The organism is Pseudomonas sp. IT-P218, from assembly GCF_949767605.1.
Lineage (GTDB): Bacteria > Pseudomonadota > Gammaproteobacteria > Pseudomonadales > Pseudomonadaceae > Aquipseudomonas > Aquipseudomonas putida_AE.
Genome location: NZ_CATKQQ010000009.1, coordinates 62,132 through 73,596 on the forward strand (window position 1 = coordinate 62,132; position 11,465 = coordinate 73,596).

Sequence of the window (11,465 nt, forward strand, 5' to 3'; positions counted from 1 at the left end):
GGCGCTGTAAAAAACCAGCTGGACTTAGTCTTTAAACTGCACTAAATACAATGCATATTCCACATTTCGTGGTGCTTTGCACGGTATACGATGCAGGTCGATAAATGGAAAACCTTGGTGAACTGATCCGCTCACTGCGTAAAGAGCAAAAGCTTTCCCAGCAGGCACTGGGAAAACAGTACGGAATGAGCCGCTCCACGATTTCTGGAATCGAGAACAACACGATCTCCGAAATCGGTCTGCGCAAGGTTGAGGCGATCCTCAACGGGTTCGGCTATGAGCTCATCGCCGTGCCTCGTCAGGCGCAGCGTCCAACGCTGGACTCTCTGAAGAAGGCAAACTTCCATGGCTGAGCCGCAGGAGCAGGACCGGCTATATATCAGTGTCTCGGGAGCCGTGGCCGGCACGCTCGGGCGTGGTCAGTCGCGCAGTGATTCGGTTTTTACCTATGCCGACAGCACGCAGGAAGAAAACGCGGTTTCGTTGACCATGCCGGCTCGTCTCGAAAGCTACACGTGGGAACGAGGTGTTCCGCCAATTTTCGAAATGAACTTGCCAGAGGGAGCTCTGCGCGAAGAGTTGGTTCGTCGGTTCAGTAAAGCGGTCAGGGGTTTCGATGATTTTACGATGCTGGCGATCGTTGGTCCGTACCAGCTCGGTCGAGTGGCAATTGCAAACGCGCAGGATGCGAGCGACCGTCCACCCGAAACCAGCCTCGCGGACCTGCTGGTTCACGACGGTGCGCAAGGTTTGTTCGATGATTTATTGCGCACGTATGGCCAATACTCGGGCGTCTCCGGCGTGCAGCCCAAGGTGCTTGTCCGTGATAGTGCGACGACTGTCGACCGGTTGACTCATCGAGGCGCGACGCACCTGCTCAAGTCCTTCCGTCCCGAGGAATACCCTGAGCTTGCGGCCAACGAGTATTTTTGCATGCGGGCCGCCTTGCACTCGGGCCTTGAAGTCCCGAAGTTCGAACTTAGCGAACATGGCAAATTCCTGGTCGTCGAACGTTTCGATCTGAATGAGCGAGGTTACTTGGGGTTCGAGGATTTCTGCGTCCTGAATGCCTGGCCTTCGAAGGCTAAATACGATGGTTCATACGAAGGTGCCGCAAGGCAGATAAGAGCATTCGTCTCCCCGCCATTGCTCAACCATGCGTTGGAGTCTTTTTTCAAGATTGTTGCGCTCTCGTCCGGCCTGAAAAATGGCGATGCTCACCTCAAGAACTTCGGTGTGCTGTACGAGGATTGTGGTACGGATGCGCAAATCAACCTCGCTCCCGCCTACGACATCGTGACCACTTCGGTCTACATCAAGAACGACAGTATGGCGTTGTTGCTAGGCGGGTCAAAAGCATGGCCCAAGTACAAAATGCTGATGCGCTTTGGCCGTCGGCCTGCAATCTGACCGAGGGACGCTGTAATGAGCTGTTGCAGCAAGTCGCACATGGCATGGACATGGCAATGACGGAGATGGCGGACCACATCAAGGGCAATCGTCACTTTGCGAGCGTTGGCGAAGCGCTGATGGAACAGTGGAAATCAGGTATGGCCCGCAGTCTTGTGAAGAGCTGATCAGCGCAACCCATCGCGAAACTGCCCCGGCGTGATCCCCGTCCAGCGCTTGAACGCACGGCTGAAACTGCTGGTATCGGCAAACCCCAGCAAATAGCTGATTTCGCTCAACGAGCATTGCGGATCACGCAGGTGCAGCAACGCCAGGTTTTCGCGGCTTTCGTTGAGCAGCGTATCGAACCGACAACCCTCATCCGCCAGGTGCCGTTGCAGGCTGCGCAGGCTCAGGTGCAGTGCCTTGGCGATGTGTTCGGCACTGGGTTCCCCTTCCGGCAGTTGCTCTTCGATGGCGTCGCGGACCTTGCGCTCCCAGGTCAGCGGCTTGAGTTGCGCCAGGGTGCGGTTGAGCACGGCTTCGTTGTGTTCGGCCAGTTCCGGGTTGGCGTCGTCCAGGTGACTGTCAAAGTCCGCCAGCGCGAACTCCAACCGATCCTCCCCGGTGGCGAAATACACCGGTGAGCGAAAGACCTTGTGCCATTGATGCGGGTCCGCCGGCTCAGGACGACGCAAGTACACCGCCAGCGGTGCATAGTCGCGGCCCAGGCGGTTGCGGCAGGTGCGCACATAAATCGCCACGAAGGCGTCGATGGCCTCATAGGCCGGGGCCGGATTGCCTGGCGGAATCCTCAGGTGGAAACAGTAGCGGTCTTCGCCGCGGGTCAGTTCCAGTTCCAGGGCGTCACTGACCACCTGGTGATAACGCACGATGCGTTCGAAGACTTCCCGCAGGCTGCCGCTGGCCACCAGCGCATACCCGAGTGCGTGAAAGGTGGTGGGGCTGACGAAGCGCGAGACGCGCAAGCCGATCGCCGGGTCGCCGCTGACCTGCACCGCGATTTCCCACAGGCGCGTGGTTCCGGACAACGGATAACGGGCGTTGGGGTCGTCCATCAGTTGCGGATCGAGCCCGGCTTGCTGGCACAGGGCAGTGCTGTCGAGGCCCAGGGCGTCGAGTTGCTTGCGCAGGGCGCGGGTCCAGCTGGCGAGGGAGGTCGGTTCAGTCATGCTGATTGGCGCTTCCGGTCAACAGGTTGGCGTTCTCGGCTACCGCTCCAGGCATATGAAGCGGGCAGGATGCGAACATCAATAACCAGAGGATGGAAGCATGCAAGGTACTTCTGCAAGTCCCCAGCGACTGAATGCTGCTCAGCGATCTGCACATATTCGCCAAGTGGTGCTGGCCAAGGGTGTCGAACTTCGCCAGCGCTACCCGGTTCTCAATCATCAGGACGCCTTGGGCGCAGGCATTCTGGCCTTCGCACTGGTCGGCATGATCGGTTCGGCGGTGCTCTACATCGAGGGTTACATGGCGTGGTGGGTGTGTTTGCTGCTCAACGCATTTTTCGCTTCCTTGACCCACGAACTCGAGCACGACCTGATTCACAGCATGTACTTTCGCAAGCAGCGGGTGCCGCACAACCTGATGATGGGGCTGGTGTGGCTGGCGCGCCCGAGCACGATCAATCCGTGGATTCGCCGTCACCTGCACCTCAACCACCACAAGGTGTCCGGCTCCGAGACCGACATGGAAGAACGCGCCATCACCAACGGCGAGCCTTGGGGCTTCGCGCGGTTGTTGATGATTGGCGACAACATGATGTCATCGTTCATTCGCATGCTGCGGGCCAAGACCTGGGCGCACAAGTTCAGCATCATCCACCGCACCCTGAAAGTCTACGCGCCACTGGCGCTGATGCATTGGGGCGCGTGGTACGTGTTTCTCGGCTTCCACGCCGCGAACGGCATCGCCTACCTGATGGGCACGCCGATCGAGTGGTCGGCAACCACGCTGTCGGTGATGAACGTGATCGATATCGCCGCAGTGGTGATCATCGGCCCGAACGTGCTGCGCACTTTCTGCCTGCACTTCATCAGCTCCAACATGCACTACTACGGCGACATCGAGCCCGGCAACGTGATGCAGCAGTGCCAGGTGCTCAATGCCCGGTGGCTGTGGCCGTTGCAGGCGTTCTGCTTCAACTTCGGCAGCAGCCATGGGATTCATCATTTTGTGGTGAAGGAACCGTTCTACATCCGCCAGTTGACCGTGCCGGTGGCGCATAAGGTGATGCGTGAGATGGGGGTGCGGTTCAATGATTTCGGGACGTTTGCGCGGGCGAACCGGTTTGTGCGTAAGGATGTTGCAGCGCGAGAAGAGGTGCGTGCGGCGCAGGCTTAATGGTTGACTGAGAGGACGCCTTCGCGAGCAAGCCCGCTCCCACAGTGGATCTTCAGCGTTCGCAAAATTTGTGAACAACCGAGATCAAGTGTGGGAGCGGGCTTGCTCGCGAAGAGGCCGGTTGAGGCAACCTCAATCCGGCTGAAACGGCGACTCACTCAGTATCACCCCGGTCTCATCCACATAGTTCTGCCAATGCTCGATCAACAGGTTGAGCTTGGCAGGCTGACTCAACGCCAGGTCATGAATCTCCCCCGGATCGCTGCCCAGATCATAAAGCTGCCAGGTCGCCGGCCCCACCGGCCCCGGGATGTAGACGGCTTTCCATTGCCCCTGGCGAATCGCCCGCCGCCCGAACAACTCCCAACCCGTCACGGTGTGCTCGTCATGCACTTGCGCCGTTTCGCCCGATAGAAACCCCAGCCACGACTTGCCGCGCAACGGTGCCACTGGCTTACCGCGCCATTGCTTGCCCGGATGGCGCACCCCGGCGAGGTCGAGAATGGTCGGCGTGATGTCCATCACAGTGCCGAACCCATGGCTGATCTGCCCCTTGAGCGGCAGTTGCGGGTAGTGCACCAGCGCGGGCACCCGAATCCCGCCTTCGGTGGTGAACGCCTTGAACAGCCGCGAAGGCGCGGTCGCCACTTGCGCCCAGTTCGGCCCGTACCAGACGTAGGAATTGGCGCGGCCGATGTTGTCCAGGCTGTTGTCGTAATGCTGGTTGAGGTAGGTCATCAACTCAGGGCCGAACTTCGGGAAGGCTTCCAGCAGCGCACCTTCGGCGCCGTTATCGGACATGAACAGGATGAACGTGTTGTCCAGTTGGCCCTGGTTACGCAGGTAGTCGACGACGCGACCGATGTTCCAGTCCATGCGCTCGACCATCGCCGCATACACCTCCATGGCCCGTGCGGAAATCTGCCGTTGTTCGTCGCTCAAGGCGTCCCATTGGGCGCTGAGCTGGATCAGCGGATGCGGCTCGACATCCGCCTCGATCAGCCCCAGGGCCTTGAGTTTTTCCAGGCGCTCCAGGCGCAACACTTCGGGACCGGCGTCATAGCGGTCGCGGTATTTCTCGACCACCTCCGCAGGCGCTTGCAACGGCCAGTGGGGCGCGGAAAACGGCAGGTAAGCGAAGAACGGCCGGGTCTGATCGCGCTCCTTGAGGTATTGCAGCAGCTTGTCGCCGAAGGCATCGGAGGAATAGAAATCCTTCGGCAGTTCGTCGATGAATTTATCGTCTTCGATGTACAGCGCCGGGGTGGATTTCAACAGGCCCGGCGTGTGTTCGTCATAGGTCGGTTCGAAACCGTAATGGTTGGCGGCGCCCGGCAGCAGCGAGAACGAACGCTCGAAACCACGGGCATGGGGCGCCAGTTCGGCGGTCAGGCCCAGGTGCCATTTGCCGCTCATCAACGTCTGGTAACCGGCCTCGCGCAGCAGCTCGGGCAAGGCGGCGACGCGATCGTTCAGGTAGCCCTCGTAACCAGGCTTGCCGATCAGGTCCGGGGTCAGGGCTTCGGCCATGGTGCCGATGCCGGCGATGTGGTGATCGGTGCCGGTCAGCAGCATCGAACGCGTCGGCGAGCAGGTCGGTGCAGTGTGGAAATCGGTCAGGCGCAGGCCGTTGTTGGCCAGGGCGTCGAGGTTCGGCGTGGCGATCTCTCCGCCGAATGCGCCGATATCGGAAAAGCCCAGGTCATCGGCCAGGATCACCAGAAAGTTGGGACGTTGCGGCATCAAGAATCTCCTGTTCAGCAGGCAATGAAAGACAGTGGCAAATCACGCACCTGCACCGGCACGGGCGGTTGGTAGTGATCGTCGCTGGTGAGTTCGTGCAGCAGCTCTTCGCGCAGCTGGTGGAAGTCGAAACTGCTGCGCAGGCGCGGATGGGGCAGGGCGATGTCGACCACTTTTTTGATGCGCCCGGGACGCGGCTCCATCACCACCACGCGGTCGGCGAGGAAAATCGCTTCCTCGACATCGTGGGTGACCAGAATCGTGGTGATTTTGGCCCGCGCACGGATCGCCAGCAGTTCGTCCTGCATCTGCTGGCGGGTCAGGGCATCGAGGGCGCCGAAGGGTTCGTCCAGCAGCAGAATCCGTGGGCTGGCCACCAGGCCGCGAGCGATCGCCACCCGTTGCGCCATGCCGCCGGAGAGCTGGTGTGGATAAGCGCGGCTGAAGTCGCGCAGGCCCACCAGATCAATGAAATCGCTGATGCGCTTGTGCTTTTGCTCAGCACTCAACGGCTCGTTGACCAGGCCCAGGCCGATGTTGTCGGCCACCGTCAGCCAGGGGAACAGGCGGTGCTCCTGAAAGACGATGCCGCGTTCGCCGTCGATGCCGGTGACGGCTTGGCCGTCGACGCTGATCTGCCCACGAAACTGCGTATCGAGGCCCACCAGCAGCCGCAGCAACGTGGATTTTCCACAGCCGCTGGAGCCGACAATCGCGACGAATTCGCCCTCGGCAATGTCCAGGTTGAATTCGCGGATGGCCTCCAGTTCAAAGCCGTCGACGTCGAAGGTTTTGCCTACGTGGTTGAAGCTGACGATGGGTGCGTTCATGCGTGTCTCCAGCGGGTGGCGCGGGTTTCGAGGCGTTGGCCAATGAGGTTGAGCAGGGCGCCGGTGAGGCCGACCAGCAACATGCCGGCCATGATCAGGTCCATTCGCAGCAGTTGTTGGGCGCCGATCATCTGGCTGCCGATGCCGCCGTTGGACGGCATGAAATATTCGGCGCCGATGGTGCCCAGCCAGGCGTAGATCAGGCTCAGCCTCAGGCCGGCGAAAATCCCTGGCGCTGCGCCCGGCAGAACCAGGCGGGCGAGGCGTTGCCGCAGATTCAGACGCAGCACTCGGGCGGCCTCGTTCAGTTGTGGCGAGAGGTTGGCGACGCTGCGTTGGGTGGCGATGAACAACGGGAAAAACGCGGCGAGGGCGACGAAGACCCACTTGGCCAGTTCCCCAAGGCCGAACCAGGCGGTGAGCAGCGGCACCCATGCGAAAATCGCGATCTGGCGCAGCGCGGCGAGGGTTGGGCCGAGGACTCGTTCACTGGCGCGAGAAAGTCCGAGTAGCAAGCCCAGCGCAAAACCGAGGCCGCCGCCGAGCAATAGACCGCCAAGGGTGCGCCCCAGGCTCAGCGCCATGCCGCTGATCAGCGTGCCGTCGAGTAAACCGTCCCAAGTGGTCTCCAGCACTGTCAGCGGGCTGATCAGAATGTTGGCGTCCACCCATTGCTGATTCGTCGCCAGTTGCCACAGCAGTAGCAACGCCAGCGGCAGCAACCAGGGCTGCAGGCGTTGCCAACCTTGATATTTAGGGCCACGGCGAATTTCGGCCGTGGCCGGGTGCGGCCAGTGCACCAGTTTTTTGTCCAGCAGGCCGATGCCGCGATCCATGGCCACACCGATCAAGCCGATCACCACGATGCACACAAACACGATGTCGAGCATGAACAACTGCCGCGCCCAGACCATCAGGTAACCGATGCCTTCGCTGGAGGCGAGCAGTTCGACGGCGAGCAATGAGGTCCACCCAGCGGCGAGTGCCAGGCGCACACCGGCCATGAACGCCGGCAAGGCGGCGGGCAGCACCAGGCGGCGGATCAACAAGCGTGGCGGCAGGCGCAGCACCGCGGCTGCTTCCCGCAATTTGGGTTGTGCATCACGTACGCCCACCAACGTGTGCAGGGTCACCGGCACCACGATGGCCTTGATCAGCACCACCAGTTTCAACACTTCGCCGATGCCGAAAAACACCATGAACAGTGGAATCCACGCCAGCGTCGGGACTTGCGCCAACCCGGCGAATGTCGGGAACACCAGGCGTTCCAGTGTGCGGCTGAAACCCAGCGCCGCGCCCAATATCGCACCCGCCGCGATCCCCGCCAGCAGCCCCCAGAACAGACGTTGCAGGCTGATCCACAAATGGCTCCACAACTCGCCGTGGGACAGCTCCAGCGCGCTGTTCCAGACCAGCGAAGGCGGCGGCAGGATCTGTTCACTCATCCACTGATTGCGGCTGGCCAGCCACCACAGTGCGAACAGGCTCAGGGGCAGCAGCCAAGGCAACAGGCGTTGGTTCAGTGTTGGCCATAACCGCCGGCCGTTGAGCGGCGGCGCTGCCAGCGGCAGGCTGAGAAGGGAAACACGGGCCATGGACGACCTCCGTTGTCGGGTTGCAATACGGCCTGCCTTTTGTGGGAACGGGCTTGCTCGCGAAGACGGCGTGTCAGGCAATGACTTATCGATTGATCCATCGCCTTCGCGAGCAAGCCCGCTCCCACAGGGTTTTAGGTTGTATGCAAAATTGTTCTATAAAAATTCAAATCAATTCTATTGGGAGATAAGCAGGACCATTTAAGGCCTCCAGCCAATACGCATCCAATGCATTCGAAGAATATTTTCGATGCTGCTCATGCATATCGCTCCAAGCGCCCCGTACTGGCTCACTTAGCTCTAAAAGATATAAAAATGTGAATTTATAGTATTTAAGTGTAGGTCACGATTCAGCCTACTTTCAGCTCCTCAACGCCGTCGCCCCAGGAGCCGCACCCATGAACATTCCCTTCAAACGCGTCATCAGCCTGATCGCCGTTCCGGCCTTGGCGGGCTTGCTGGCATTCACCGCCCAGGCCGCCGAACTCAAGGAAATCCGCATCGCCGTACCCGACCTCAGCGCCGGCACTCAACACAGTGCAGGCGGCGTGGTGGACGTGCTGCGCGATCAACAGATCTACGAAAAGGCCTTCGCTGACCAGGGCATCAAGATTCAGTGGAATTTCTTCAAGGGCGCGGGCCCGGTGATCAACGAAGCCTTCGCTAACGATCAGGTCGACCTGGCGTATCTGGGCGACCTGGCGGCGATCATCGGCAAGTCCAATGGCCTGGATACCCGGGTGCTGAGTGCCTCGGCGCGCGGGGTCAAGCATTACCTCGGCGTGGTGCCGGGTTCGGGGATCAAGACCCTGCAGGACCTCAAGGGCAAGCGCGTGGCGATCTTTCGCGGCACCGCCAGCCAGTTGTCGTTCGATGCGGCGCTGGCCAGCCAGGGGTTGAGCGAGAAGGATCTGAAAGTCATCAACCTGGATTTCAACGCTGCGGTTGCGGCACTCGCCGCCAAACAGATCGATGCGTCGTGGGGTGGTTCAAGTTTGACGGCGTTGCAAGCCAAGGGCTTGGCCGAGTTGCCGTTGAACACCAAGGATCTTGGCGGCGCGGGCAGTGTTCAGGCCGTATTGGTGGGCAACGGCAAGTTTGTCGATGAGCATCCCGAGGTGGTGACGAAATTGCTCAAGGCCCAGCAGCAGGCGGTGCAGTGGCTGACTCAGGACAGCAACAAGGAGGCGTACATTCAGTTGGTGTCGGGGCTCGCGAGTTATCCATCGGTGATTCTGACCGAAGATTTGAAGGACCAGAATTTGAGCGAGGTTTTCCCGTCGACCCTGGATCCGGTGTTCCTGGGTAAATTGCAGGATGCGGTGGATCTGGCTTCGCAGCAGAAGCTGATTCGCAAGGCGTTCAAGGTGAGCGATTGGGTGGTGCCTGAGTTGGCTGCTGCCAAGCTCTGAATCGTTGGTGTCAGAGCCGACGCCTTCGCTGGCAAGCCAGCTCCTACAGGGATCGCCGCGTCCTTGTAGGAGCTGGCTTGCCAGCGATGAGGCCATCAAACCGCGACTGCGATCTCCTGCTTGTCGACGGCAACCAACATCTCGATCATCGCCCGCGCCGCCGGCGACAACCTGAACCCTGTGCGACTGACAATCCCGCACCGGGCATTCATGCTTTCGATGTTCTGCGGCAGATTGCGCCAGTGCAACAGCACCAGCGAACCCTGGGCAATGTCCTCGACGAATGCTTCCTCTGTGCCCACCCCAATCGCGTTCGACTGCAGCACGATTTTCACCAGTGCCGGGAAATGCTCGGTCTCGATGGTCGGGGAAAAATCCATGCGCCCACTGAGGTTCGCCAGCAGTTTGCGGATGCCCGGCGGAATCAGCGTGGTCGCCAGCGGGTAGTCGAACATGTCGTTGGTCGACAGGCTTTCCTTGGCCAACAGCGGATGCCCGGGACGGCAGAAAAACACCCCGCGCTTGGGCGTCAGGGCCTGGGTCTGGAAGTTCGGGTCGGCTTCGAAATGACGGATATCGGCGATGAAGAATTCGATCTCTTCGCGGCTCAGCGCGCGGCTGAGTTTTTCCCAGTTATCCACTTCGAAACAGGTGCGCACTTTCGGGTGGGCATTGATGAATTGCGCGACCGCATCCGGCACCAGTTTCACCGCCGGGGCGGGTCCGCAACCGAAGCGCAACTCACCGGCATCAAGCTTGGTCATCTGCGTCACTTCGGCGCTGAGCAATGCCGCGCCTTGCACCAGGCTGCGAGCATGTTGCAACACCACCAGGCCTTCGGGTGTCGGGCGCAGATCCTTGTTGCCACGGTCTACCAGCACGCAGCCGAACTCTTGTTCCAGCCCCTGGATGCTGCGGCTGAACGCCGGTTGAGTGATGCCCATGGCGTCCGCCGCACGGACGAAACTGCGGTGTTCGTTGAGGGCGATGAAGTAGCGCAACTGGCGAAGATCCATATGCTTTCCCGGCATCCTAAAAATAGCTCGAAGGCATTTGCGACGAGGGTTGGTTGAGGTTTTAAATGCAAGCTCTTATTCCGTCAACGAAGCATGTGAATATCTATTAGATCTAAATAGAATATAGATAGAGCGTTGTTTCGCTGCCGCTCAACCGTCAGCAGTCCGATCGAGGGTCTACCCATGAGCAATGCCGCTTTAGCCGTAAAACCCGCTGTTCACGCGCTTGAAATCCATCCGGTGGCCGGTCGGATCGGTGCCGAAATTCGTGGCGTGAAGCTCTCCGGTGAACTGGATGCCAGCACCGTCGAAGCGATCCAGCAGGCGCTGGTGCAGTACAAAGTGATCTTCTTCCGCGAGCAGACCCACCTCGACGATCAGAGTCAGGAAGCCTTCGCTCATCTACTCGGCGAACCCGTGGCGCACCCGACCGTGCCGGTGCGCGACGGCACCCGTTTCCTGCTGGAACTGGACGGCGCCCAAGGCCAGCGTGCCAGCTCCTGGCACACCGACGTGACCTTCGTCGACGCCTATCCAAAAGCCTCGATCCTGCGCTCGGTGGTGGCACCGGCTTTCGGTGGCGACACCGTGTGGGCCAACACCGCCACGGCCTACAACGAACTGGCGCCGGAGCTGCGCGAGCTGGCGGACAAACTCGTGGCGGTGCACAGCAACGAGTACGACTACGCAGGCGGCAAGCCGGACGTGTCGGAGGAGAAGCTGGAGCGCTACCGCAAGATCTTCACTTCGACCGTCTACGAGACCGAGCACCCGGTGGTGCGCGTGCACCCGATCAGCGGCGAGAAAAGCTTGCTGCTGGGACATTTCGTCAAGCGCATCAAGGGTTACTCCCAGGCCGATTCGGCGCACTTGTTCGGCCTGTTGCAAAGCCACGTCATCCGCCAGGAAAACACCGTGCGCTGGCGCTGGCAGGTCGGTGATGTGGCGATCTGGGATAACCGCTCCACCCAGCATTACGCGGTGGATGACTATGGTACCCAGGACCGCGTGGTGCGGCGTGTGACGCTCAAGGGGGAGGTGCCGGTGGGAGTGGCGGGGCAGCGTAGTCAGACGGTGAAGGGGCCGGATATTGGCGGCGTCTGATCGGACGCC

Annotated in this window: 9 protein-coding genes and 1 pseudogene; 5 read left to right on the top strand and 5 right to left on the bottom strand. The window is 60.4% G+C overall.

Annotation, left to right across the window (positions count from 1 at the left end):
• Positions 1–104: 104 nt before the first annotated feature.
• A complete protein-coding gene (locus tag ACM6I6_RS06265; RefSeq protein ID WP_323608078.1) occupies positions 105–353 on the top strand; it encodes a helix-turn-helix transcriptional regulator in 249 nt (82 codons plus the stop codon).
• A pseudogene (locus ACM6I6_RS06270) lies at positions 346–1,577 on the top strand (type II toxin-antitoxin system HipA family toxin). The gene ACM6I6_RS06265 and the pseudogene ACM6I6_RS06270 overlap by 8 nt, the downstream one beginning before the upstream one ends.
• Here ACM6I6_RS06270 and ACM6I6_RS06275 read toward each other — a convergent pair.
• Entirely contained in the window at positions 1,578–2,582 is a 1,005-nt protein-coding gene (locus ACM6I6_RS06275) for an AraC family transcriptional regulator (RefSeq protein ID WP_274075049.1), read from the bottom strand.
• Positions 2,583–2,682: 100 nt separating this feature from the next.
• On the opposite strand from ACM6I6_RS06275, the gene ACM6I6_RS06280 reads away from it, so the two are divergent.
• Complete coding sequence (locus ACM6I6_RS06280) at positions 2,683–3,756, top strand: fatty acid desaturase (RefSeq protein ID WP_414919607.1); 1,074 nt, start codon at positions 2,683–2,685, stop codon at positions 3,754–3,756.
• Between the two features lie 132 nt (positions 3,757–3,888).
• Here the strand turns inward: ACM6I6_RS06280 and ACM6I6_RS06285 are convergent, their stop codons facing one another.
• Genes ACM6I6_RS06285 through ACM6I6_RS06295 form a run of 3 tightly spaced genes read right to left on the bottom strand, consistent with a single transcriptional unit; the run spans position 3,889 to position 7,924 of the window.
• Positions 3,889–5,499 carry an arylsulfatase gene (locus ACM6I6_RS06285; protein WP_414919608.1) on the bottom strand — a complete coding sequence of 537 codons (1,611 nt, stop codon included), beginning with the start codon at positions 5,497–5,499 and terminating at the stop codon, positions 3,889–3,891.
• 14 nt (positions 5,500–5,513) lie between these two features.
• Positions 5,514–6,329, bottom strand: coding sequence for an ABC transporter ATP-binding protein (locus tag ACM6I6_RS06290; protein WP_414919609.1), 816 nt, complete (start codon positions 6,327–6,329; stop codon positions 5,514–5,516).
• Positions 6,326–7,924, bottom strand: a complete 1,599-nt coding sequence (locus ACM6I6_RS06295) for an ABC transporter permease (RefSeq protein WP_414919610.1) — start codon at positions 7,922–7,924, stop codon at positions 6,326–6,328. Before ACM6I6_RS06295 ends, ACM6I6_RS06290 begins: the two co-directional genes overlap by 4 nt.
• 398 nt (positions 7,925–8,322) lie before the next feature.
• On the opposite strand from ACM6I6_RS06295, the gene ACM6I6_RS06300 reads away from it, so the two are divergent.
• On the top strand, positions 8,323–9,336 hold the full coding sequence (locus ACM6I6_RS06300) for an ABC transporter substrate-binding protein (protein ID WP_323608074.1): 1,014 nt from the start codon (positions 8,323–8,325) through the stop codon (positions 9,334–9,336).
• A gap of 95 nt (positions 9,337–9,431) precedes the next feature.
• Here the strand turns inward: ACM6I6_RS06300 and ACM6I6_RS06305 are convergent, their stop codons facing one another.
• Positions 9,432–10,352: a LysR family transcriptional regulator gene (locus ACM6I6_RS06305; protein ID WP_274075055.1), complete on the bottom strand. Its 921-nt coding sequence runs from the start codon at positions 10,350–10,352 to the stop codon at positions 9,432–9,434.
• 183 nt (positions 10,353–10,535) lie between these two features.
• Between ACM6I6_RS06305 and ACM6I6_RS06310 the strand changes: the two genes are divergently transcribed.
• Positions 10,536–11,456, top strand: coding sequence for a TauD/TfdA dioxygenase family protein (locus ACM6I6_RS06310; RefSeq protein ID WP_414919611.1), 921 nt, complete (start codon positions 10,536–10,538; stop codon positions 11,454–11,456).
• Positions 11,457–11,465: the final 9 nt, after the last annotated feature.